This is a genomic window from Arcobacter cryaerophilus gv. crypticus (genome assembly GCF_002993025.1).
Lineage (GTDB): Bacteria > Campylobacterota > Campylobacteria > Campylobacterales > Arcobacteraceae > Aliarcobacter > Aliarcobacter cryaerophilus_B.
The window spans coordinates 197393-221243 of the sequence record NZ_NXGI01000002.1 but is presented as its reverse complement, the minus strand read 5'-3'; the positions used below and the strand labels follow the sequence as shown (position 1 = coordinate 221243).

The following is a 23851-nucleotide window of genomic DNA, read 5'->3' as shown; positions in this document are numbered from 1 at the left end:
AAAATAAAGTTTTATTGTAACTAAAAATGGTTTGAGAAAAAAATTAAATACTATTTAATACAACCTAATTCTAAATAATCATTCTCTTCAATTTTTTTATATTTGCTTTTATCAAAAATGGTTAAAGTTTTTCCTTCATTTTCTTCAATAGATTTATTTATAAATTCTATATTTAAATATTTTGATAAACTTGAATTTTCATCATACATTTTTTTTAATATTCTCTGATATGCTACATCACCACCATGAAAACCATCTACAAACTCACAACTATTCTTATAATAATCTCTCATATCATGAAAATCATAATTTTCTATATTACTATTTTTTATTAAGTTTCTAAATTCTATAACAAAATTATATTTATTACCCAAATTATCCATTCTTTCAACAACTTCATTCGCTAAAGGAGGTATAAATAATATCAATTTTATATTATTATCTTTTGTAAATTTAAGAATATCATTAAAAATTTCAACTCTTTCTTTTGAAATATGGTTTCCATATTTAAATCTACTACTCCCATTATCTACTCTATTAAAAGTATTTGAAAATTTTATATCACTATTTTTTGCATCTCCTAAAATAAATAATGAATAATGATATGAGCCATCTTTTCTAAAACCATTTGAGTATTTAATTGAATTTAATCCAATATTTTCATAATTGGTTAAATAGTTTTGTTCTTTAAAACTAAAAAACATATTTAAATCCAACTCTTTTTTTAGAATTCTTGAAAATGTTGTATTTATTTTATTTTTTATATCTACTTCTATTTTATTTATATGATTAAAATTATTTGGTTGATTGTAATTATCATTAAACCACCATAAATCTAAACCTAAAATTATAATTTCTGGTTTATGTATTTTTATCATTTCTTGTAAAAACAAATACCCCTCATTTAAATAATTCATTGCACCTCCAGTTGTTATAAAGTTTGTATTAAAACTTTCTTCTCTAAATTGCATAACTCTTGATGAACCTAGTGCTATAACTTTTGGTTTAATATGTTTTATTAATTCTAATTTATATTGAAAAGTGTTCATATCCAAAGAATTATACACAGCATCATTTTCTAATTGAAATTTTACAACTTCTTGTATTGTTAAATCTTCTTTTGAATTAAGTAATATTTTGTAAATAAAAAAAGAAGGAATAGATACAAAAAGAAAAATAATTATAAATATAAAAAAAACAATTATTGAAAATTTTTTGTTTGTTATCATATTAAATCCTAAAAATTAAAATACAGAAATTCTGTTTTTACAGCTATCATTGAATAAAAAGATAAAAATAAAATGAATACAAGATAAATAATTTTTAAATAACTTGCTTTAAAACTATCTCTTTTTTCCATAGAATTTTTGAAAAATAAAACTAAAATAAATGCAAAAAATATCATTGGAACTAAAGTTTTACCACCATCACTATCAAGATTTGCAATAAATCCACCAAACTCAACTCCATATTGAGTTAAAAATCCAAGTTTTCCTGCTAGTGGATTTGGTAAAACTATATTTGAAATATCAAACATCCCTTTTAATACTTTCATCGCACTCTCAAAATCTTTTGCTCTAAAAAATATCCATGTTATATTTATAAAGTTAAAAGTAATAAACCAAGCTAGGATTTTATTCATTTTAAATCCTAAGCTTTGCCAGAATCTATGAATTGCAAGTGCAATACCATGAAGAAGTCCCCATACTATAAATGTCCATCCAGCTCCATGCCAAAGTCCACCTATTAAAAAAGTTGCTATTAGGTTTGTATATGTTCTAAATTCACCTTTTCTATTTCCACCAAGAGGAATATAAATATAATCTCTTAAAAATCTAGATAGTGTCATATGCCATCTTCTCCAGAAGTCTTGAATACTTAAAGCTTTATATGGGGAGTTAAAGTTTATTGGAAGTTTTATATTAAACATCAAAGATATTCCAATAGCCATATCTGTATAACCACTAAAATCAAAGTATAGTTGAAATGTATAACTTAGACTTGTAGCCCATGCTTCTATTAGGTTTAGAGTTGTTGCTGTATCAAATCCAGCTGTTGCCCATACTGCAAATGTATCTGCAATTACTACTTTTTTAAACAATCCAATAGAGAATATAAAAAGTCCTAATGCTATATTTCTATAATTTTTAACCCAGTTATAAATACTTGCAAATTGTGGCATCATCTCTTTATGATGTAAAATTGGACCAGCTAGAAGATGTGGAAAATATGTTACAAACAGCATATAGTTTACAAGGCTATACTCTTTTGCTTCTTTTTTATATGCATCAACTAAAAATGCTATTTGAGTAAATGTAAAGAAGCTAATACCCAAAGGAAGAATAATATGAGGAAGTGGAATATTAGAGCCAAAAATACCATTAAAGTTATCAAGTAAAAAATCTGTATATTTAAAGTATCCTAGTAATCCTACATTAAACAATATACCAAAGATTAAAATTGTTTTACTATTTACTTTTATCTTCTCATGATTTACTAAACTTAATCCTACACTATAGTTTACAAATATAGAAAGTAGTATCAAAGGAACATAAGAGAAATTCCAATATCCATAGAAAAACAAACTTGCAATTACTAAAAATATCTTTGCACCAAGGATTAATCTTTGGCTTAATAGATAAAAATAGAGTATAAAAGTTATTGGTAAAAATAAAAATATGAATTCGTATGAGTTAAATAGCAATTTTTGTTTCCCCTAAAACATATAAAATAGGAATAGTTTTCCGAAATATGAAAAGATTATATACATATTATTCCTAATAATAAATTAAAGAGGAACAATGAGCCGAATTTTTTTAATAGATTGTTTCTTGTAGAGTTTTTTTATGAAACTAACACAACAAGATAAAGCAAGATTATTGGGAATTGATGCAAGAACTATAAGAAAATGGCGAAAAGATAGACCGTATTTGTATGAAATTATAGAAAAGGGTTTTGCATTTGAAGAGTTTGTAAAAACTGCTCAAGAAAAAATAGATGATTTAAAAAAACTAGAAGATAGTTTGAAAAAAGAGAAGTTAAAGTAATTTAAAAATTTATATAAAGAGTTAAAATTAAGGCTAAGCCTTAATTTTAATTTATCCCATAATATCTGCAGGTGCGTAAACTTCACCCTTCATAATTATTCTTGCACTTCTGCTCATTGTAGCTTTATCAACAATATATTTTCCGTTTTCATTTTTAATTACTGCTCCAACTTTTAGTGTTCCAGATGGATGTCCAAACTCAACAGCAGTTTTTTCACCTCCACCAGCTGCTATATTTACTAAAGTTCCAGGAATACAAGCAGCAACACCAATAGCAACTGAAGCTGTTCCCATCATTGCATGGTGAAGTTTTTGCATAGATAAAGCACGTACGTGTAAATCAATTTCAGAAGCTTTTACCTCTTTTCCACTTGAAGTTGTAAAATCAGATTTTGGTGCAACAAAAGCAATTTTTGGAGTGTGTTGTCTTGTTTCTGCTTCACTTAAATCAGAAATCAAACCCATTTTTAAAGCACCATAACTTCTTATTTTTTCAAATCTTGCTAAAGCTTCAGCATCACTATTAATATCAGCTTGAAGTTCAGTTCCTTTATATCCAATATCACTAGCATTTAAAAATATTGTAGGAATTCCAGCTGTTATCATTGTTGCTTTAAATGTTCCAATACCAGGAACTTCTAAATCATCTATTAAATTTCCAGTAGGAAATAACTCTTCACTTGGATCAACTGGCTCTGCAAACTCTAGATTTATCTCTTGGGCAGGAAATGCAACACCATCAATATAATAATCTCCCATCTCTTTTACTTGCCCATCAACCATTGTTACATAACAAAGGATTGTTTTTTTGATATTTGCTTGCCAAATTCTTACGCAACAAACACCATTTTGTGGAACATTGTCAACAAGTCCTTCATGAATTGCAAAAGGTCCAACAGCTGAGCTTAAATTTCCACAATTTCCACTCCAATCCATAAAATCTTTATCAATTGCAACTTGTCCAAAATAGTAATCTACATCATGATTTGCAACAGTTGATTTTCCAACTAATATAGCTTTAGAAGTACTAGAAGTTGCTCCTCCCATACCATCCATTTGTTGTTTATAAATATCAGGGCTTCCTACTATTCTTTGAAGAAGTTTATCTCTTTTTACTTTGTCTTCTTGAGCCTCTTTTGGAAGATCTGCTATATTAAAAAATGTTCCCTTTGAAGTTCCACCTCTCATATAAGTTGCTTTAACTTTTATTTGTGGTTTGTATGTACTCATTTATATTCTCCTAGATTTTAAGCTTTTAAAACTTTTTAAAATAATTTTTAATCACTTTAGAAAATCTTAAATTAAAAAAAAGTGAAGCCAAAAAGCTTCACTTTTAAAAATATTATTTACCTGCAATAACATCTTTTGCAAATTTTTGTAAAATTCCACCAGCTTTGTAAACTTCAACTTCTGCAGTTGTATCAAGTCTACAAGTTACTTTGAACTCTACTTTTTCACCATTTGCTCTAGTTAGGCAAACTGTTAAATCACCTCTTGGCTCAATGTTTCCTAAAATATCAAATGTTTCAGTTCCATCGATATTATAAGTGTGTCTTGTTTCACCATCTTTAAATTGTAGTGGTAAAACACCCATTCCAACAAGGTTTGTTCTATGAATTCTTTCAATTGATTCAGCAATTACAACTTCAACACCTGCAAGTCTTACACCTTTAGCTGCCCAGTCTCTTGAACTTCCTTGTCCATAGTTTGTTCCAGCAACGATAATTAATGGTTGTTTTCTTTCCATATAAGTCTCTATTGCTTCCCACATTCTTGACTCTTTGCCTTCTGGCATTATTTTTGTTAGGCTGCCTTGTTTAACTTTACCATTTTCATCTTTAACCATCTCATTGTATAGTTTTGGATTTGCTAAAGTTGCTCTAAGTGCAGTATTATGGTCACCTCTATGTGTTGCATAAGAGTTTAAATCTTCAAGCGGTAATCCCATTTTTAAACAATACTCACCAGATGCACTTTTTGCTTGAATAGCATTTGAAGGCGATAAGTGGTCTGTTGTAATATCATTTGGGAATACTCCAAGCGGTCTTAAATTTTTAAGAGCTGGCATACTCATAAAAGCATCTTCCCAGTATGGTGGTTTTTGAATATATGTAGATTTTGCATCCCATTTATAAAATGGCTCAGCTTTTTCACCTTTGTCTGATTTTGCAAACATTGGGTCATATATTTTTGCAAACATCTCTGGTTTTACAGATTTGTAAACAATTGCATCAATCTCTTCATCACTTGGCCAAAGATCTTTAAGTCTTACTTCATTTCCATTTTTGTCAATTCCAATAACACCTGTTTCAATATTAACTCTAATACTTCCAGCTAGTGCATAAGCAACTACAAGTGGAGGAGAAGCTAGGAATGCCTCTTTAATAAATGGGTGAATTCTTCCATCAAAGTTTCTATTTCCTGATAAAACAGCAGTTGTGTAAACACCACTTGCAGTTGCTTCAGCTTCGATTTTTGGATCAAGTGCTCCACTCATTCCATTACAAGTTGTACAAGCAAAACCTACAATTCCAAATCCTAATTTCTCTAATTCACTTAATAATCCTGAATCTTTTAGATATATTTCAGAAACTTTTGAACCAGGTGCAAGTGAAGATTTTACCCATCTTTTTCTACTTAATCCAAGCTCATTTGCTTTTTTAGCTAATAATCCAGCTGCAACAACGTTTCTTGGATTTGAAGTATTTGTACATGATGTAATAGCAGCAATTAAAACCGCACCATCTGGCATAACATCATTTGAAATAGTAATTTTTTTAGCAATTCCTTCAGAATCAAGTGCTGAAGTTGGAAGAAGTTTATGCGGTTGAGAAGGACCTGCAAGTGTTCTTGTAACAGTTGTTAAATCAAATTTAATTGTTCTTGCATATGTAGCTTCGCATAAGCTATCTGCCCATAATCCATTTGCTTTTGCATAAGTTTCAACTAATTTTACTTGCTCTGGAGTTCTTCCAGTAATTTTTAAATAATCAATAGTTTTATCATCAATAGCAAACATAGCAGCACTTGCACCATATTCAGGAGTCATATTTGAAATAGTTGCACGATCACCTAAATCAAGATATTTAATTCCGCTTCCATAAAACTCTAAATATGCAGAAATTACATTGTTATCTCTTAAGAAAGAAGTCATTGATAAAGCTATATCAGTAGCAGTTATTCCAGTACCTCTAGTACCTGTTATTTCAACTCCAATAATTTCTGGAACTCTCATATAAGATGGATTTCCAAGCATTACATTTTCAGCTTCAAGTCCACCAACACCAACAGCAATAACTCCAAGAGCATCAACATGAGGAGTGTGTGAATCAGTTCCAACAAGTGTATCAGGAGATGCAATTCCATCAATATTATGAATAACTGGAGACATTTTCTCAAGGTTAATTTGGTGCATAATACCATTTCCTGGAGGAATAACATCTACATTATCAAATGCTTTTTTAGTCCAGTTAATAAAATCAAATCTATCAGCATTTCTTCTATCTTCAATATCTCTATTTTTTTGGAAAGCATCTGGATCAAATCCACCACACTCAACTGCTAAAGAGTGGTCAACGATTAATTGAGTTGGAACAACTGGATTGATTTTTTGTGGATCTACACCACTAGCAGCTACTGCTTCTCTTAAACCTGCAAGGTCAACAAAAGCTGTAAGTCCTAGAATATCATGACAAATAACTCTTGATGGAAACCAAGGGAAATCTTTGTCTGTTCTTTTTTCTATTAATTGAATAAGTGAATCTTTTAAATCCTCACTTGGACATTTTCTAAGTAAATTTTCTGCTAATACTCTTGATGTATAGTTAAGTTTTGCAAAAGAACCAGGTGTGATATCTTCAACTGCACTTTTTACATCATAATATTTAACATCTAAACCATTTAATTGTTTAAGATATTTTTCGTTTGTCATTTTATTTTCCGTTTTTTTATTTTTTAAAATTTATTGTAAAAAGAAATTTAGGCTAAATTTAGCCTAAATTTTAAAGATTATTTTCTCTCTTCTAAAGGAACGAAAGCTCTAGGCTCTGGTCCAGTATAGATAGCTGATGGTCTAATAATTTTTCCATCTTCTCTTTGCTCAATTACGTGTGCACCCCATCCTGTAACTCTTGCAATAATAAAGATAGGAGTAAACATATCTGTTGGAATTCCCATTTGGTTATATGAAACAGCAGAGAACCAGTCAAGATTTGGGAACATTTTCTTTTGATCCCACATAACTTCTTCAAGTCTTGCAGCTACGTCATACATTAACATATTTTTATTCTCTTCAGATAGCTCTTTTGCAACTTTTTTAATAACAACATTTCTTGGATCTCTTGTAGCATAAACAGGGTGTCCAAATCCAATGATAATCTCTTTTTTAGCAATTCTCTCTTTGATATCTTTTTCTGCTTCATCAGCTGATGAGTATCTTTCTTGAATTCTAAATGCAACTTCATTTGCACCACCGTGTTTTGGACCTCTTAAAGCACCAATAGAACCAGTAATACAAGAATACATATCTGAATTTGTTCCAGCAATTACTCTTGAAGTAAAAGTTGAAGCATTAAATTCATGCTCAGCATATAAAATTAAAGATACATGCATAGCTTTAACCCAAGATTCTTTTGGTTTTTCACCATGTAATAAATGTAAGAAATGTCCACCAACTGTATCATCATCAGTTACAACATTGATTCTTTTTCCATTATAAGCAAAATGGTACCAGTATAAAAGCATAGAACCAAAAGATGCCATTAATTTATTAATAATATCTTGTGCTGCAGCTTTTGGATGAGATTCATCTTCTTGATTTAATGCTCCAAGAACTGAACAACCTGTTCTCATAACATCCATTGGATGACAATTTTTTGGTAATTGCTCTAATGCAACTTTTACACCTTCTGGAATATCTCTAAAAGATCTAAGTTTTGCTTTATAAGCTTTTAACTGCTCTTTATTAGGTAGCTCACCATGAACTATTAAATATGCAATCTCTTCAAATTCAGCTTTTTCAGCAAATTCTAAAATATCATATCCTCTATAATATAAATCATTTCCTGTATTTCCAACTGTACATAATGCTGTACTTCCAGCTGCTACACCTGAAAGTGCAACAGATTTTTTTGGTTTAAACTCTGTACTTGTAGTACTCATATTTTCTCCTTAGTTTGATTTAATTTTAAATAAAATACGAAAAGCTAACTATTTAGCTTTACCTTTTGAAAATAGTTCATCCATTTTTTGCTCATAAGCATGGTAATTTAACATATCGTATAACTCCATTCTTGTTTGCATTGTTCCAAGTACACCTTCTTGAGTACCTTTATCTTTTAACTCTTGATACACAGCAAGTGCAGCTTTATTCATTGCTCTAAATGCTGAAAGTGGATAAAGAACCATATCAATACCAACACTTGCTAACTCTTCAGTTGTAAACATTGGAGTTGCTCCAAATTCAGTAATGTTTGCTAAAACAGGTACAGTCATAGCATCTGTAAATTCTTTATATTCTTTTAAAGTGTGAACAGCTTCAGCAAAAATAGCATCAGCACCAGCTTCAACATAAGCTTTAGCTCTAGCAATCGCAGCAGCTTGACCCTCAGATGCATGAGCATCAGTTCTAGCAATTATATAAAAATCTGGATCTAACTCTTTTTTAGCATCAACAGCAGCTCTGATTCTATCACACATCTCTTCAGTAGTTACAAGCTCTTTATTTGGTCTATGCCCACATCTTTTTGCAGCAACTTGATCTTCAATATGCATACCAGCAGCACCACTTCTAATAAACTCTTTAACAGTTCTAGCCACATTAAATGCATGTCCCCAACCAGTATCAGCATCAACGATTAGTGGAGTATCACAAATAGAAGTAACTCTTCTAACATCAATACAAACATCTTCAATCATTGTCATACCTAAATCAGGTAAACCATAAGATGCATTTGCAATTCCTCCACCACTTAAGTAGATAGCTTTATGCCCAACTTTTGTAGCTTGTAATGCTTGGTAAGCATTAATTGTTCCAACAATTTGTAGTGGACTTGAAGCTTTTAGGGCTTCTCTAAATCTTTTTCCTGCACTTGTCATTTGTATATCCTTTTAAAATATTGTAGAGAAAATTATATCTATTTTGATTTTTTTTGTATGTATGATTTAAAATCTAATTTTACAATTTTTATACATTTTTTATAATTTGAACATAATTTGTTTTTATGCATTATTTTTGTACAATATACGAAAATTTTATTAAAGGAAGCTTATGGATTTTAAAAATTCAATAGAAAAGTTTATAGAGATATTTAATCGTTCAAACCTTAGTATTTCAAAATTTGCTAACTTGATTGATAAAGATAGAAGAACAATTACGTCATGGATTGATAGAGTTAGTGGTATTGAGATAAGTAGTGAAATTAAAGCAAAAATTTGTAAAGAGTTTAGATACCCTGAGTATATTTGGGAAGATGCTTGTAGTGGTGAAGAGTTTTTGAAATCTATTACTTCTATACCTCAAAAAGAGGTTAGAATTATAGATGAAGACTACAAAGGAAGACTTCAATATATAATTGAGCATGAAAAAAATAGAAGGTTTGTAATTCAAGCACAATTCCCAGGTCCAATGTATAGAGATAGTGCTGTACGAAAAGTGTACAAAACAACAAATAGTTCTGATATAGAAGATTTAAAACAAGAAAGAATTAACCAAATGCTAAGATATGACTACGATACAACTGAGTGGTACTCTATAAAATCGGTTCTTAGTTTTTGTTTTGCAAGTATTGGAAATTTTTTTACAAGAGATGAAAAAATAAAAATACTTGAACTTATGCATGAGCTTTTTAACAATAACTATAATAAAAAACTTTTTCTTTTTGACTCATTTTCAAGAAAGATATATGGAATGGAAACAACGTATATATCTATAAATGTAAAAAATAAAATACTATTTTTTAAATCCCCAATAGAATCTGTTTTTATAGAAATAAGAAATAAAAGCTTAGTTGAAAGAATGCACAAATACTATAGTTCATCAATAGAAGCACCATCTCATGTAAATTTTTTGGATTCTGTAAAGATTTTAAAGATACTTCAAGATGCAGTAAAATACAATAACACGATTACTCAAGCCTACGAGACAATAAACCGTGAAACAAACTATGGAGAGCTTTTTTACAATAATCTTAGTATTGATTTACAAAAAGAGGTAACTCCTCCACGAATTGCTCATAGAAGAGATTAATAATATAAAGAAGCTTCGTTCTCGAAGCCCTTTAGAATTTTGCTACTTTAGCAATTTTTTATAAATTGCGATAAAAGTAGTTTAACATAAATGGTTCCTTTTAGTTTATAGGGAACCAATAAATTAAAAGGATAAAAAAAATGAAAATAGTGATTTTAGATAGAAAAACATTGGGATTTGATATAGATGTATCAATCTTTGAGAAATTTGGTAGTGTAATATCTTTTGATGTAACAAACCCTGATGAAACAAAAGAAAGAATAAAAGATGCAGATATTATTTTAACAAATAAGGTTTATGTAGGAAAAGAAGAGTTAGAAAACTCAAAAGTAAAACTAGTTTGCATAACAGCAACAGGTACAAATAATGTAGATTTAATTTATGCAAAAGAAGCAAATATTGATGTAAAAAATGTAGCAGGTTATTCAACTTCAAGTGTTGTGCAGTTAGGGTTTTCAATGATTTTTTACTTTGTGCAAAAACTAGATTATTACAAAAAATATGTAGATGATGGAAATTGGCAAAAAAACGATATTTTTACTCATATAGATATGCCATTTTATGAACTTGATGGAAAAAAAGTTGGAATCATTGGTCTTGGAGAGATAGGTAGAGATTTTGCAAAAAAAGCAAAAGCTTTTTCTTGTGAAGTGTTTTATTACTCTACAAGTGGCAAAAATGAAAATAGTGAGTATAAAAGTGTAAGCTTAGAAGAGTTGCTAAAAACTTGCGATATTATATCTGTTCATGCACCTTTAAATGAAAAAACAAAAGATTTATTAGGATACAAAGAGCTAAATCTTTTAAAAGATGGTGCTATTTTACTTAATCTTGGTCGTGGTGGTATTATAAATGAAACTGATTTGGCAAAAATTTTAGATGAAAAAGATATTTATTGTGGACTCGATGTTGTTACAAAAGAGCCAATTGAGCAAAATAATCCACTTTTAAGTGTAAAAAATAAACAAAGACTTCTTTTAACTCCTCACATAGCTTGGGCTAGTATTGAAGCTAGAAAAAGATTGATAGAAAAAGTGGCAAAAAATATTGAAGAGTTTTTAAAATAAAAAAGTAGATTTAATCTACTTTTTTACTTATTTTCTAGCTTCTTTTAGAGTATTTGCTATCATAAATGATAACTCAAGAGCTTGATCAGCATTTAATCTTGGATCACATTGCGTGTGATATCTACTTGCTAAATCACTCTCTTTTACAGCCGAAGATCTACTTCCTGTACACTCTGTAACATTTTGTCCTGTCATCTCAAGGTGAATTCCACCTGCATATGAGCCTTGAGCTTTATGAATTTGGAAAAACTGTTTTACTTCACCTAAAATTGCTTCAAAATCTCTAGTTTTGTAACCATTTTCAGCTTTTATAGTATTTCCATGCATTGGATCACTTGACCATAAAACTTTTTTACCCTCTTTTTCAACTCTTGCTAAAAGTTTAGGGAAATATTCAGCTATTTTTTCATTACCCATTCTTACAATTAAGTTTAATCTTCCAGCTTCATTTTCTGGATTTAAAGCATCTATTAGTTTGATTAATTCATCCTCTTTCATAGATGGACCAACTTTACAACCAATTGGATTTTTGATTCCTCTAAAATACTCAATATGAGCACCATCTAGTTCTCTAGTTCTATCTCCAATCCATAACATATGAGCAGAACAATTGAACCAATCTTTTGTGATTGAATCTCTTCTTGTAAGTGCCTCTTCATAGTTTAATAAAAGTGCTTCATGAGATGTAAATAGTGTTGTTTGATTTAGCTGTGGAGAGTTTTCACTTGTAATTCCACATGCTTTCATAAATGCTAAACTCTCACTAATCTTATTTGCTATTTCTTCATATTTTGCACCCAAAGTGTTATCTTTTACAAAGTCTAAATTCCACAAATGAACCTGATTTAAATCAGCCATTCCACCTCTTGCAAATGCTCTTAAAAGATTCATAGTTGCCGCACTTTGATTATATGCTTTTAGAAGTTTTTTTGCTTTTGGCTCTCTTGAACCAATATCAAAATCTATATCATTTACAATATCACCTCTATATGAAGGAAGACTTAATCCATCTATATCTTCATAATCAGCACTTCTAGGTTTTGCAAACTGTCCAGCAACTCGTCCAACTTTTACAACAGGACAACCGCCTGAAAATGTTAAAACTACTGCCATTTGCATCATTACTTTAAATAAATCTTTTATATTTGTAGCATTAAATACATTAAATGATTCAGCACAATCTCCACCTTGAAGTAAAAAAGCCTCACCATTTACAACTTTAGCAAGTTGTTTTTTAAGATTTAAAGCCTCTCCTGCAAAAATAAGTGGAGGATAAGATGCTAACTCTTTTTCTACTTGTTTCAAAGTTACTAAATCATTATAAGTTGGTTGTTGTTTTATTGGAAAATCTCTCCAACTACTTGGATTCCATGTTTTCATTTTTTTACCTTTTATATTTATCATTGGATAAATTTTATCCAATATATCTTAAATCAAAATTAATGTTTTAATTTTGATAATAACTCTTTAAATGATACTTTAAATGCATCAAGACCTTCATTTAAAAGCTTTTCATAAACATCATTTAATTTAATTCCATTTTGTTCTAAACTTTTAAAATATTTATCACACTCATCTTCACTTATAATAACACTTTGCTCTTTTTTTCCATCTTTTAACCAATCTTCGATAGTTCCCAAAGGTGCTGTATTTACAGAATTTGGATATATCAAATTATCTACGTAATATGTAGGATTCAACTCATTTCCTTTTACACCCGTACTTGCAAAAAGTGTTCTTATATTTGAATTCTCTAATTTATTTACTTCATAGTAACATTTTGTAGCATTTAAAATACCTAGTTTAGATGCACCAAGACCTTTTGCACCTAAAGTTGTATCCATTAATCTATCAAATCTTGAAACAAAAACAGATACAACACCTTTTGTATCTTTATTTGAAGCTTTAATTCCCTCATCAAGTGCCATTGCACAATTTCTAGCTTGTTGTGGTGAGAAAATCAAAGTTGCATTTATATGAATTCCTCTTGAACTAAGCTCTCTCATAGCAATATATCCAGCAGTAGTTGCTGGGATTTTTATCATTACATTATCAGCATTTAAACTTTTGTAAATTCTAAGTCCTTCTTCTATAGTTCCAGCTGCATCATCACATAAAAGAGGATCAACTTCAATAGAGATAAATCCATTATTTGTATTAATTTTATAAAGTGGCTCTAAAAGCTCAGCTGCTCTTCTTATATCTTTAAATGCTAACTCTTCATAAATTGCTTTATTCTCATTTGCTTGAAGCATATCAAGTTGTTGTTTATAAGCCACAGAACCTGTAATTGAAGCTTCAAAAATAGCTGGGTTTGATGTAGCACCTTTTATAATTTCATCATTTATTATCTCTTGAAATCTATTTTCTAAAAAATCTCTTTCAATAAAATCACACCAAATTGAGTAATTTATCTCTTCAAACTCTTTCATCTCTTAAGCCTTTATATAATCTAAAATTTTTGTTAAATCTTTTGTATCAACAATTATATTTGCCTCTTTTTTAAGTATATCTTTTGCACAAAAAGCAACTCTTGTATCAGCTTTTTCAAACATACTTAAATCATTTGCACCATCTCCACAAACCAATGTATCATCTTTTGATATTTTTAAAAGACCTTGAAGTCTTTGTATCATATCACCTTTTGAGTAGCCAAACATCATATCACCACCAACAAGTCCTGTTAAAACTCCATCTTTTTGGTGTAAAATATTTGAAAAATCTGCATCAAGTCCCAATTTATCTTTAGCAGGTGATGTTCCTAATCTAAATCCACCACTAAAACAAACAACTTTATAATTCATTTTTTGTAACTCTTTTACAATCTCTTTTGAACCTGTCATTAAAGGAAGATTTGCACAAATATCAACTACTTTTTTATAATCCATTCCCTTTAAAAGTGCTACTCTTTGAATTAAAGATTCAAAAAAATCCAATCTTCCACTCATAGCCTCTTCTGTTATTTTTTTTACTTCACTTCCAATTCCAAACTCATCTGCAAGAAAATCTATAGTTTCTCCATCCATAAGTGTTGAATCAAAATCAAAAACTGCTAATTTCATAAATATCCTAAAACTTTAAATATTAAAGGGTATAATATTAGCCAAATTTAACTAAATAGTTTAAAAAGGAAAGCTTTTTTATGTTTGAAACACTAATTTCTAAACTTCAAGATGGTAAATACTTAACACTTGAAACAACACCTCAACACGAACCATCAATGCACAATATTGTAGAAAAAATCAAAAAATTTAAAATAGATTCAAAAGTTGATGGCTTTACTTGCACAGATAATCCTTTGGCAAAATTAAAATATAACTCACTTTTTGCTGCTTTAAAGCTTCAAACAGAGTTTAAAAAACCAGTAATTGCAACAATGACAATGAGAGATAGAAATAAAATAGCTTTACAATCTGATTTACTAGGAGCTAATGATTTTGATATTAGAGCAATTTTAGCTCTTACAGGAGATCCTGCAAAAATGAGTGATCAACCAAATAGTAAAGGTGTTTTTGAAGCAAACTCTTTAATGCTTTTAAAGATGATTAAATCTTTTAACTATGGTATGGATTTTGCAGGAAGACCTTTTAAAATTGAACCAAAACAGATATTTCCATTTGCAGTTGTAAATGCATATGCTAAAAATTTTGGGAGTTTGGAAAAAAAGATGAATTTAAAGATTCAAAACGGTGCTGTTGGAGTTATAACTCAACCTGTTTTTGACATTGAAAATGTAAAAAAACTACTTGAAAGCTTTGAAATTGCAAAAGAGAATGTAGAAGGTGATAAGAAAAAATCACAACTAATACTTGGGCTATTTCCTATTACAAAACTAAGAACTGCACTATTTTTATCTGCACAAGTTCCAGGAATTCATGTCCCTCAATTTTGGATAGATGAACTTGAACGAGCTCATAGTATTAGTGAGGAAGAGGAGTATAAAGTTGGAATGCACTTAAGCAAAAATCTATTTAAAGAGATTAATAAAATTCATCCAAAAATTCATCTAATGACTGCAAACAATAAATTTGAAGTTGCAAGTGAGATTTTAGATTGAGATTAGCTTCAATTGATGTTGGTCTAAAAAGAGTTGGGGTTGCAATCTCTCTTATGAGTGATATTGTAACTCCACAAAATGCAATTATTAGAAAAAATAGAAATCAAGCTGCTCTTGAAGTAAATAATTTTTTAAAAGAGTGGCAAATAGAAAAACTAATAATTGGATTTCCAAGCTCAAGTATAGATACACAAAATAGAATAAAACACTTCACAAATTTACTAGAACTTAAAATTCCTTATGAATTTTGCGAAGAAAATCTAAGCTCAATTGAAGCAAAAGAGCTTATGAAAGGCGAAGTAAAGCAAGTAAGAGATGGAAGAATTGACTCTATTGCTGCAAAAATAATCCTAGAAAGATATATAAATTTAAGTAAAAAACAATAAAATATTCTAAAAAAGGAAAACTTATGAATTTTACATTTAATGCCTACTATACACTAATCGCTGCTGTTATAGTTTTGCTTATTGGTAAATTTTTAGTAAATAAAATAGAATTCTTAAGAAGATACAATATTCCAGAACCAGTTGCTGGTGGTCTTGTAGCAGCAACAATTTCTACATTTGTATATAATTTTTGGGGTTATAGTATAACAACTAGTAGTGAACTTCAAACAAGTTTTATGCTTATATTTTTTATCTCAATTGGTCTTAGTGCAAATTTTACAAAACTAAAAGAGGGAGGAAAATCTCTTTTAGTTTTTATTTTAGTAGTTTCTGGTTTTATTATAGTTCAAAACTTTGTTGGAATATCTCTTGCTACAGTTTTAGGAATTGATCCACTTATTGGTCTTATTGCTGGTTCTATTTCACTAACTGGTGGACATGGAACAGCTGGTGCTTGGGGTTCGATTTTAGAGACAAAATATGGAATTGAAGGAGCTATGGCTCTTGGAATGGCAGCTGCTACTTTTGGTCTTGTAATGGGTGGAATTATTGGTGGACCACTGGCAAAATTTTTAATAAATAGATATAAACTTGCTAATGAAAAATCTAGAAAACAAGATGACTCTAAAGATGAAAAAGTAATTGATGAATTTGTTCCTTTTGAGTATCCAAAAGCTGTGAGATTAATCACAACAAATAGTGCAATATCAACTTTAGCTCTTTTTGCAGCTTGTTTGGCTTTTGCTGATTTTATAACAAATTTAACAAAAGGAAGTGCGTTTGAACTACCTACTTTCGTTTGGGCACTTGCAGGTGGTGTAATTTTAAGAAATAGCTTAGAAAATATCCTAAAGATTGAGATTTTTGATAGAGCTATTGATGTATTTGGAAATGCATCATTATCTTTATATTTAGCAATGGCTCTAATATCTTTAAAACTTTGGGAACTATCAAATCTAGCTGGTGCTTTAACTGTAATTTTAGTTTCACAAGTTTTAATTATGATTTTATATGCTTATTTTGTAACATTTAGAGTAATGGGTAAAAATTACGATGCAAGTGTTTTAGCAGCTGGGCATTGTGGTTTTGGTTTGGGAGCAACTCCAACAGCAGTTGCAAATATGCAAGCCATTACAAATATGTATGGCTCTTCTCACAAAGCATTTTTAATAGTTCCACTTTGTGGAGCATTTTTTGTAGATTTAATAAATACTACAGTTATTCAAACCATCTTTAAGCTTTTTGGGTAATTATTTAAACTCTAAAAGCTTTAAGAACTAAGCCTAGTTTATTATTATTTTTACTACATCATCTTTGTATTTTAATAAAATCTCACTAACTCTTTTTTGCCAAGCAGCTCCAAAAGTTTCAAGTTCCTCTTTTGTTGCAATTCCTTGAAGTCCTTTTTGCATTAAACCTCCATCAAAAGCACTCAAAGAGATATTTGACAAATCATACATAACTTCAACTTTTTCTTGATTATCAAGCCTTGTAAATCTCATATCACCTTTTATTGGTGCTTCATATTTAAGTAGATTATTTCTAAAGTATTGCCCTTGAAGTCCTTTAAATCCATCTTCTTCTTTGGCTCCTGTTATAAATGAAGCTACATTTGCTAAAACTCCAGTTGTTCCAGAACTTTTTGCATCTCTTAACTCAACTCTTATTTCACCACGAACTGGCAACTCATTTTTGTACAACTCTTTTAAAGCTTTTATAGTCATAAGATAAGCTCCAGCAACTGTTGGACATGAATGACCGCTTAGTTTTACAACATCTTTAAAAGTATATACAAAATCCTCATCAACACCCAAAAAATTTCCTAATTTATCTTTTAAAATAATTGTTTCAATATCTTGAAAAAAATCTATATTCATATAATTTACCTTAGTTTTGATTTTCATAATTTGATAGAACAAAAATTGTACGGTGGACTTATTAGGAGAGATTTAGGGGCAAGTCCACTCGTACAAGCTCTATGTTAGAGTAAAGTAATTTTAATATATTATTGAAACTCTTTTGTTGATTTATATCAAACTTTATTTTTTTAAACTATTTACCACAACAGCTATTGCAAAACCACCATCATGTGTGATACTAACACTTGATTTTTTAATTTTAAATCTTTTTCTTAATTTTTTACTATATTTGATTTTTGGAGCATTGTTTTCATCTTTTTTAATTTTTATATCATAAAATGAACAAATCTCTCCAATTCCAGTACCAATAGCTTTACTAGCAGCCTCTTTTGCAGCCCAAAAACCAGCTGCAGTTTGAGGAGATTTTACAAGTTTTTTTTCATCTTCGCACAAAAATCTATCATAAAATTTATCACCAAATTTTTCATGCATCTTTTTTATTCTATCAATACTAACTATATCTATACCTATCATTTAAACCTATCTTTTGTATAATCTTAACCATGAATATCTTTATAAAAAAACTATTATATCTTATCATTATGCTATTTATTATTAGCCTAATATCATTTATTGCTATAAATTTAGCTCCTAACTCATTTTTTGCAAGTGGAGAGTTAAATCCAAATATAACTCCTGAAGCAATAGAGCAACTAAAAGCTATATACGGTCTTGATAAACCACTATATGTACAATTTTTCTCTTGGGTTTACTCAATTTTGCAATTAGATTTTGGAATATCTTTTTCAAGTGGAGAGAGAGTAAAAGAGGAGATTTTAAGTAGAATTCCAATAACTTTGACAATAAATATTGTATCTATGATTTTAATATTTATAATAAGCCTTTATTTTGGAATTAAATCTGCTATGAAAAAAGAGTCAATATTTGATAAATTTACAAATCAACTTTCACTTTTAAGTTTTTCAATGCCATCTTTTTATCTCGCACTTGTTTTGGTTTTGGTTTTTTCTATACAATTTGAACTTTTCCCAATAGCTGGACTTCATAGTGTACCAAATGATGGAAGTTTAACTTATTATTTAGATTTTGCTTGGCATTTAGCACTTCCTATTTTTATAATAGTTTTTGGTGGAATTGGAAGTTTGATTTTATATATAAGAGCTTTAACAATTGAGATTTTAAAAAGTGATTATATCTTTTTTGCAAGAGCTAGAGGATTGGATAATAAAAAAATTTTAAGATACTACATTTTACCAAACTTATATCCACCTGTTATTACACTTTTGGGACTTTCACTTCCAGGAGTTATTGGTGGAAGTGTAATTTTAGAGACAATATTTTCAATAGATGGAATGGGACTTCTATTTTATCAAAGTGCTTTAAGCCATGATTATCCTGTAATTATGGGAATACTTATAATTGGAGCATTTTTAACACTTATTGGAAATATGTTTGCTGATTTAGTTTTATTAAAATTAAATCCAAACTACAGTGAAAAATAAAAAATAATTAAAACTTTTAAAGGAATATATATTGCAAATAGTTAAAACTGTTGAAGAGTTACAAAATATTAGAAATAATTTAATTGGAAAAATTGGTTTTGTTCCAACAATGGGTGCTTTACACGATGGTCACATTTCACTAATAAGAAAAGCTAGAGCTGAAAATGAAGTTGTAATAGTATCTATTTTTGTAAATCCTACTCAATTTTTAAAAGGTGAAGATTTAGATAAATATCCAAGAAAAGATGAAGCTGATATAAAAATTTGTCAAATGTGCAAGGTTGATTATCTTTTTATGCCAAATATAAATACTATGTATGAAAAAGATGAAGTTTTAATAAAAGCGCCACAAAATAGCTATGTACTTGAAGGATTTACAAGACCAGGGCATTTTGATGGTGTTTTACAAGTTGTTTTAAAATTGTTTAATCTTACACTTCCTACAAATGCTTATTTTGGTAAAAAAGATGCTCAACAATTAGCACTTATACAACAAATGGTAAAAAACCTATTTTTGCCTATAAATATTGTTGCTTGTGATATTGTAAGAGAAAATAGTGGATTAGCACTTAGTTCTAGAAATGTATATTTAACTCCTGAACAAAAAGAGGAAGCTCTTAAAATCTCAAAATCAATATATATGGCTGGAAACCTAATAGCAAAAGGTGAGCGAGATTCAAAAATAATAAAAGATAAAATCTATGATGTTTTAGCTGGACTTGATGTAGAGTATGTAAAAGTTGTTGATAGAAAATTTGATGAAATCAGTATAATTGAACAATCAAATACAATAATTTTAGTAGTTGTAAGATTTGGAAATATCAGGCTTCTTGATAATATTTGGATGTGAAAAAATAAATTAAAAAGGTAGTTAAAACTACCTTTTTATAAATCTTGCTATCTCTTGATTATTTTTATCAAAAAATATTAGAGTATTTCCATCTATTTTATAAGTTGTTACTTTATCTAAAACTTCCATATAATCATGTTCTACACTCATATCAGAACACATCATCATAGTACTACCAACTTTAGAAATATTAATATTATTTGGTTTTATGTCAACTTTTCCAAAAAAGCTATTACAACCTAAATTTCCAAAAACTTTATTCTCTTTTTCAAAATTTATGATAGCAACTTTTTCAACTTTTTTTATATCTTTTTTATTTAAGCTTTTAAGTTCCCACTTTGTATTTTTTAAAACTTGATTACTATTTCCTGCTTCTAATCCTTTAGTTGAACCACAAGAGTTTAAAGCTAATCCTAAAATAAGTATCAAAATAGTCAAAAATAAATTTGATTTCTTAAACATAATTTTCTCCTAAATTTTATTTAGACTTTTATAATACTATTTTTGTACTTATTAATTTATATAAATGCAAAAGTTAGCTAAAATCTTTCAAAAATTTATAAATGATGGATAATATTAGATGAAATTTAGTGAAGAAAAACCAAAGAAAAAACTACATATGGTAAGCCTTGGGTGTACAAAAAATTTAGTTGATAGTGAAGTAATGTTAGGAAAATTAAAAGACTATGAACTAACAGATGATGAAACTCAAGCCGATTTAATCATAGTAAACACTTGTGGATTTATAGATAGTGCAAAAGAAGAGAGTATAAATACAACTTTAAACTTACATAATGAAAGAAAAAAAGATTCTGTTTTGGTTATGGCTGGATGTTTAAGTGAAAGATATAAAGATGATTTACAAAAAGAGCTTACTGAGATAGATATTTTTACAGGTGTTGGAGATTATGACAAAATTGATAGATTAGTTCATGAAAAAAGAAGTAGTTTTTCAAATGAGGTATTTTTAGCAAGTGAAGAAAATGATAGAGTAATAACAGGCTCAAACTATCATGCTTATGTAAAACTAAGTGAAGGCTGTAATCAATCTTGCTCATTTTGTGCTATTCCATCATTCAAAGGAAAACTTCATTCAAGAACTCTTGATTCTTTAATAAAAGAAGTTAATATTTTGGTAAAAAAAGGTTTCAAAGATTTCTCATTTGTATCACAGGATTCATCTTCATATTTACGAGATTTAGGATTTAATGATGGATTAGAGCAGTTAATTGATGCTGTTGAAAATATAGATGGTGTAAAAACTGCCAGAATTTTATATCTATATCCTAGTACAACAACACACAATTTAATAGATAAAATTGCTGACTCAAAAGTTTTTGTAAACTACTTTGATATGCCACTTCAACATATATCTCAAAATATACTAAAAATTATGAAAAGAGGAAAAGGTGCTGAAAAACTAATTGAGCTTATGAAATATATGAAATCAAAACCAAACTCTTTTGTAAGAACAACTTTTATAGCAGGACATCCAGGGGAGCGTGAAGAAGATTTTGAAGAGCTTTGTGAGTTTGTAGAAGATTTTGGATTTGATAGAGGAAATGTTTTTTCATATTCAGATGAAGAAGGAACATCAGCAGAAACTAGAGATGATAAAATTGAGCAAGAATTAATAGATGAAAGAGCTGAAATTCTAGGTGATATAATTTCTCAAACAACTATTAAATCCTTAGAAAATGATATTGGGAAAACTTTTGAAGTATATGTTGATGGAGAAAGTGAAGAGCATGAATATCTTTTAAGTGCTAGAAAAACTCTTTGGGCACCGCAAATTGATGGAGAAATTTATATAAATGATAATGAAAAGGAACTTCCAATAATTTTTGGAGAGATTTATGAAGTAGAAGCGACGCAATTAGCTGGAAATATACTTCTAGCAAAGATTTTAAGAAAAATATAAAAACATATTATGATTTTGGATTTTAGTAAGATAAAAAATAGCAAAAATCTTTTGGCCTTTTCAGGTGGAGTTGATAGTAGTGCTCTTTTTTTCTTACTTTTAAATCACAAAATTGATTTTGATATTGCAATTGTAAATTATAATACAAGAGAACAATCAAAAGATGAAATAGAATATGCTTTAAATTTGGCAAAAGAGTATAAAAAAGAGATATTTATTAAAGATATTAAACTAGAAAATAGTTCAAATTTTGAAAAAAATGCAAGAGATATAAGATATAGTTTTTTTGAAGAGATTATAAAAGAGAATTATTATGAAACTCTAATAACAGCTCACCAACTAAATGACCGCTTAGAGTGGTTTTTAATGCAACTATCAAAAGGTGCTGGACTGGTTGAACTTTTTGGAATAAAAGAGTTTGAAGAAAAAAATGATTACAAAATCTTTCGTCCACTTTTAAATATAAGTAAAGATGAGTTAGAAAAATATTTAAAAGATAATAAAATAAAATATTTTATTGACAGCTCAAATATAGATGAAAAATACAAAAGAAACTACTTTAGACACAACTTTTCAGATAAATTTCTAAATGAATTCAAAAGTGGAATTAAAAATAGTTTCTCTTTTTTGGAAAATGATTTAAACTCTTTAAATCTTAAATTAGAACCTATAATAACTCTTGAAGAGTTAGAAGTTTTTGAAAATTTAAAAGATGATAATCTAAATCTTAGAATTATCGATAAATCTTTAAAAAAAAGAGGATTTTTAATAAGTAAAAAACAAAGAGATGAGATAATCAAACAAAAAGAAATAACAATCTCTCACAAAATAAATATTGCAATTACTCAAAAATATATTCTAATAGCTCCAAAAGTAGAAATGATATTACCAAAAGAGTTTAAAGAGATTTGTAGAATTCAAAAAATCCCACAAAATATGAGAGCTTATATTTTTTCTAAAAATATTTTAGAAGAGCTAAAGCTGAGTTTCTAAGATTTAACTCTTTTCTTCCCAAATAAAAACTTAAATATCTTTTGAAAGATATTTAGGTTTTTCTCTACAATTTTTTGCTTTATTTCATTACTTAGCTCTTCCAAATGTGTAGGAGTATATAGTGGTTTTTTATTACTGAACTCTATTTTTATTTTGTTTATCCAAATAGTTTTGTATCTCTTTTATAGCTTCTTCATTTTTAATATTAAACTTAATTTCAATTCTTCTTGAAGCATCTTTATCTTCAAGTCCTTTTTTATCCAAAATCAAATCAGCAGAACTTCTTCCACTTGAGTTTACAAAAGTGCTTAAAAGCTTTTTATCCACAATATTTGATTCATATAAAAACTGCATAACAGCCAATGCTCTTTGCTGAGACAATAAAAGATTTGCCAAATATGTTCCATCGCTGTTTGTGTGACCTTCTATAGTTATGTTTTCTATATATTTTGATATCTCTTTATCATCTAATAAAAGCGAAAGATAGTTTTTCAAAACACTACTTAACTCTTTTTTAGCTTCCTCTTTTAAAATATAAGAGTTTTGATCAAATAATATATTTGATGAAAATTTTATAGCTCCACTTTTTTCATCTACATGTATAGAGTTACCTAGTTTCTCTTTTAATTTAGCTATAACATTTAGCTTTATTCCTGTTAGAGTTTTTATTTTTAATTTTGCAATATCAAAATCCTCTACCATTTTTTGGTGAATTTGTGTTTGCACCAAAAGTTTATCGGCTAGAAGTTTTAGCTCTTCATCTTTTAAAGCAATCTGATTTGAACTATCATTTAAAGCTAAATTTAAACCATCATTTTTACTTTTCTCATCTTTGATATTAATATCGTACTCAAGTAAAAGAGCTTTTAGTTTTTCAACCTCTTTGTTGCTTAAAACTATTT

General features: G+C 28.7%; 23 protein-coding genes. 10 read left to right on the top strand and 13 right to left on the bottom strand.

Features of this window, described 5'->3' with window-relative positions; translation table 11 throughout:
* Positions 1-50: 50 nt before the first annotated feature.
* Positions 51-1229 carry a hypothetical protein gene (locus CJ670_RS01505; RefSeq protein ID WP_105938602.1) on the bottom strand — a complete coding sequence of 393 codons (1179 nt, stop codon included), beginning with the start codon at positions 1227-1229 and terminating at the stop codon, positions 51-53.
* Between the two features lie 8 nt (positions 1230-1237).
* A complete protein-coding gene (locus CJ670_RS01500) occupies positions 1238-2704 on the bottom strand; it encodes an MBOAT family O-acyltransferase (protein ID WP_105938601.1) in 1467 nt (488 codons plus the stop codon).
* Between the two features lie 142 nt (positions 2705-2846).
* Here CJ670_RS01500 and CJ670_RS01495 point away from each other — a divergent pair, with 142 nt between their 5' ends.
* The gene (locus CJ670_RS01495) at positions 2847-3047 is read left to right on the top strand and encodes a helix-turn-helix domain-containing protein (protein ID WP_105938600.1); all 201 of its coding nucleotides are present in this window, start codon (positions 2847-2849) and stop codon (positions 3045-3047) included.
* A gap of 51 nt (positions 3048-3098) precedes the next feature.
* On the opposite strand, the gene prpF is transcribed toward CJ670_RS01495, so the two are convergent.
* The 4 genes from prpF to prpB all read right to left on the bottom strand — a co-directional run bounded on the left by prpF (position 3099) and on the right by prpB (position 9143).
* Positions 3099-4277, bottom strand: coding sequence for a 2-methylaconitate cis-trans isomerase PrpF (gene prpF, locus CJ670_RS01490; RefSeq protein ID WP_105938599.1), 1179 nt, complete (start codon positions 4275-4277; stop codon positions 3099-3101).
* A 112-nt stretch (positions 4278-4389) separates the two neighbouring features.
* Positions 4390-6978, bottom strand: a complete 2589-nt coding sequence (gene acnD, locus CJ670_RS01485) for a Fe/S-dependent 2-methylisocitrate dehydratase AcnD (protein ID WP_105938598.1) — start codon at positions 6976-6978, stop codon at positions 4390-4392.
* Positions 6979-7055: 77 nt separating this feature from the next.
* Entirely contained in the window at positions 7056-8207 is a 1152-nt protein-coding gene (prpC, locus tag CJ670_RS01480) for a bifunctional 2-methylcitrate synthase/citrate synthase (RefSeq protein ID WP_105938597.1), read from the bottom strand.
* A gap of 48 nt (positions 8208-8255) precedes the next feature.
* Positions 8256-9143, bottom strand: a complete 888-nt coding sequence (prpB, locus tag CJ670_RS01475; protein WP_105911833.1) for a methylisocitrate lyase — start codon at positions 9141-9143, stop codon at positions 8256-8258.
* Positions 9144-9315: 172 nt separating this feature from the next.
* On the opposite strand from prpB, the gene CJ670_RS01470 reads away from it, so the two are divergent.
* Positions 9316-10293 (top strand): hypothetical protein, encoded by a 978-nt coding sequence (locus CJ670_RS01470; RefSeq protein WP_105938596.1) that lies wholly within the window; start codon positions 9316-9318, stop codon positions 10291-10293.
* Positions 10294-10433: 140 nt separating this feature from the next.
* Positions 10434-11360, top strand: coding sequence for a D-2-hydroxyacid dehydrogenase (locus CJ670_RS01465; protein WP_105938595.1), 927 nt, complete (start codon positions 10434-10436; stop codon positions 11358-11360).
* 27 nt (positions 11361-11387) lie between these two features.
* Here the strand turns inward: CJ670_RS01465 and CJ670_RS01460 are convergent, their stop codons facing one another.
* Genes CJ670_RS01460 through serB form a run of 3 tightly spaced genes read right to left on the bottom strand, consistent with a single transcriptional unit; the run spans position 11388 to position 14422 of the window.
* Entirely contained in the window at positions 11388-12740 is a 1353-nt protein-coding gene (locus tag CJ670_RS01460; protein WP_105938757.1) for a class II 3-deoxy-7-phosphoheptulonate synthase, read from the bottom strand.
* Between the two features lie 59 nt (positions 12741-12799).
* On the bottom strand, positions 12800-13792 hold the full coding sequence (locus CJ670_RS01455; protein ID WP_105938594.1) for a transaldolase: 993 nt from the start codon (positions 13790-13792) through the stop codon (positions 12800-12802).
* Positions 13793-13795: 3 nt separating this feature from the next.
* Entirely contained in the window at positions 13796-14422 is a 627-nt protein-coding gene (gene serB / locus CJ670_RS01450) for a phosphoserine phosphatase SerB (RefSeq protein WP_066162905.1), read from the bottom strand.
* Positions 14423-14502: 80 nt separating this feature from the next.
* Between serB and CJ670_RS01445 the strand changes: the two genes are divergently transcribed.
* From CJ670_RS01445 to gltS, 3 genes are read left to right on the top strand one after another with little or no spacing between them, the layout of a single operon-like run.
* Positions 14503-15417 carry a methylenetetrahydrofolate reductase gene (locus CJ670_RS01445; RefSeq protein WP_066162907.1) on the top strand — a complete coding sequence of 305 codons (915 nt, stop codon included), beginning with the start codon at positions 14503-14505 and terminating at the stop codon, positions 15415-15417.
* A complete protein-coding gene (gene ruvX, locus CJ670_RS01440; RefSeq protein ID WP_105938593.1) occupies positions 15414-15803 on the top strand; it encodes a Holliday junction resolvase RuvX in 390 nt (129 codons plus the stop codon). Before CJ670_RS01445 ends, ruvX begins: the two co-directional genes overlap by 4 nt.
* A 23-nt stretch (positions 15804-15826) precedes the next feature.
* Positions 15827-17053, top strand: a complete 1227-nt coding sequence (gltS, locus tag CJ670_RS01435; RefSeq protein WP_105938592.1) for a sodium/glutamate symporter — start codon at positions 15827-15829, stop codon at positions 17051-17053.
* A 33-nt stretch (positions 17054-17086) separates the two neighbouring features.
* On the opposite strand, the gene CJ670_RS01430 is transcribed toward gltS, so the two are convergent.
* Together CJ670_RS01430 and acpS are read right to left on the bottom strand one after the other, a co-directional pair.
* Positions 17087-17680: an ML domain-containing protein gene (locus tag CJ670_RS01430; RefSeq protein WP_105938591.1), complete on the bottom strand. Its 594-nt coding sequence runs from the start codon at positions 17678-17680 to the stop codon at positions 17087-17089.
* Positions 17681-17842: 162 nt separating this feature from the next.
* Positions 17843-18196 carry a holo-ACP synthase gene (gene acpS / locus CJ670_RS01425; RefSeq protein ID WP_105938590.1) on the bottom strand — a complete coding sequence of 118 codons (354 nt, stop codon included), beginning with the start codon at positions 18194-18196 and terminating at the stop codon, positions 17843-17845.
* Between the two features lie 29 nt (positions 18197-18225).
* Between acpS and CJ670_RS01420 the strand changes: the two genes are divergently transcribed.
* The gene (locus CJ670_RS01420; protein ID WP_105938589.1) at positions 18226-19185 is read left to right on the top strand and encodes an ABC transporter permease; all 960 of its coding nucleotides are present in this window, start codon (positions 18226-18228) and stop codon (positions 19183-19185) included.
* Positions 19186-19216: 31 nt separating this feature from the next.
* A complete protein-coding gene (gene panC, locus CJ670_RS01415) occupies positions 19217-20035 on the top strand; it encodes a pantoate--beta-alanine ligase (protein WP_105938588.1) in 819 nt (272 codons plus the stop codon).
* A 27-nt stretch (positions 20036-20062) separates the two neighbouring features.
* On the opposite strand, the gene CJ670_RS01410 is transcribed toward panC, so the two are convergent.
* Complete coding sequence (locus CJ670_RS01410) at positions 20063-20497, bottom strand: META domain-containing protein (RefSeq protein ID WP_105938587.1); 435 nt, start codon at positions 20495-20497, stop codon at positions 20063-20065.
* A 118-nt stretch (positions 20498-20615) separates the two neighbouring features.
* On the opposite strand from CJ670_RS01410, the gene rimO reads away from it, so the two are divergent.
* Together rimO and tilS are read left to right on the top strand one after the other, a co-directional pair.
* Positions 20616-21956 carry a 30S ribosomal protein S12 methylthiotransferase RimO gene (gene rimO, locus CJ670_RS01405; protein WP_105938586.1) on the top strand — a complete coding sequence of 447 codons (1341 nt, stop codon included), beginning with the start codon at positions 20616-20618 and terminating at the stop codon, positions 21954-21956.
* Between the two features lie 9 nt (positions 21957-21965).
* Entirely contained in the window at positions 21966-22949 is a 984-nt protein-coding gene (tilS, locus tag CJ670_RS01400; RefSeq protein WP_105938585.1) for a tRNA lysidine(34) synthetase TilS, read from the top strand.
* Positions 22950-23081: 132 nt separating this feature from the next.
* On the opposite strand, the gene CJ670_RS01395 is transcribed toward tilS, so the two are convergent.
* A partial coding sequence (locus CJ670_RS01395; RefSeq protein ID WP_105938584.1) for an OmpA family protein occupies positions 23082-23851 on the bottom strand: 770 nt, incomplete at its 5' end.

Coding starts and splice junctions, on each gene's coding strand:
- CJ670_RS01505 (WP_105938602.1), bottom strand. CDS start 1,229: ATGATAACAAACAAAAAATTTTCAATAATTGTTTTTTTTATATTTATA.
- CJ670_RS01495 (WP_105938600.1), top strand. CDS start 2,847: ATGAAACTAACACAACAAGATAAAGCAAGATTATTGGGAATTGATGCA.
- prpF (WP_105938599.1), bottom strand. CDS start 4,277: ATGAGTACATACAAACCACAAATAAAAGTTAAAGCAACTTATATGAGA.
- acnD (WP_105938598.1), bottom strand. CDS start 6,978: ATGACAAACGAAAAATATCTTAAACAATTAAATGGTTTAGATGTTAAA.
- prpC (WP_105938597.1), bottom strand. CDS start 8,207: ATGAGTACTACAAGTACAGAGTTTAAACCAAAAAAATCTGTTGCACTT.
- prpB (WP_105911833.1), bottom strand. CDS start 9,143: ATGACAAGTGCAGGAAAAAGATTTAGAGAAGCCCTAAAAGCTTCAAGT.
- CJ670_RS01470 (WP_105938596.1), top strand. CDS start 9,316: ATGGATTTTAAAAATTCAATAGAAAAGTTTATAGAGATATTTAATCGT.
- CJ670_RS01465 (WP_105938595.1), top strand. CDS start 10,434: ATGAAAATAGTGATTTTAGATAGAAAAACATTGGGATTTGATATAGAT.
- CJ670_RS01460 (WP_105938757.1), bottom strand. CDS start 12,740: ATGAAAACATGGAATCCAAGTAGTTGGAGAGATTTTCCAATAAAACAA.
- CJ670_RS01455 (WP_105938594.1), bottom strand. CDS start 13,792: ATGAAAGAGTTTGAAGAGATAAATTACTCAATTTGGTGTGATTTTATT.
- serB (WP_066162905.1), bottom strand. CDS start 14,422: ATGAAATTAGCAGTTTTTGATTTTGATTCAACACTTATGGATGGAGAA.
- CJ670_RS01445 (WP_066162907.1), top strand. CDS start 14,503: ATGTTTGAAACACTAATTTCTAAACTTCAAGATGGTAAATACTTAACA.
- gltS (WP_105938592.1), top strand. CDS start 15,827: ATGAATTTTACATTTAATGCCTACTATACACTAATCGCTGCTGTTATA.
- CJ670_RS01430 (WP_105938591.1), bottom strand. CDS start 17,680: ATGAATATAGATTTTTTTCAAGATATTGAAACAATTATTTTAAAAGAT.
- acpS (WP_105938590.1), bottom strand. CDS start 18,196: ATGATAGGTATAGATATAGTTAGTATTGATAGAATAAAAAAGATGCAT.
- CJ670_RS01420 (WP_105938589.1), top strand. CDS start 18,226: ATGAATATCTTTATAAAAAAACTATTATATCTTATCATTATGCTATTT.
- CJ670_RS01410 (WP_105938587.1), bottom strand. CDS start 20,497: ATGTTTAAGAAATCAAATTTATTTTTGACTATTTTGATACTTATTTTA.
- rimO (WP_105938586.1), top strand. CDS start 20,616: ATGAAATTTAGTGAAGAAAAACCAAAGAAAAAACTACATATGGTAAGC.
- tilS (WP_105938585.1), top strand. CDS start 21,966: ATGATTTTGGATTTTAGTAAGATAAAAAATAGCAAAAATCTTTTGGCC.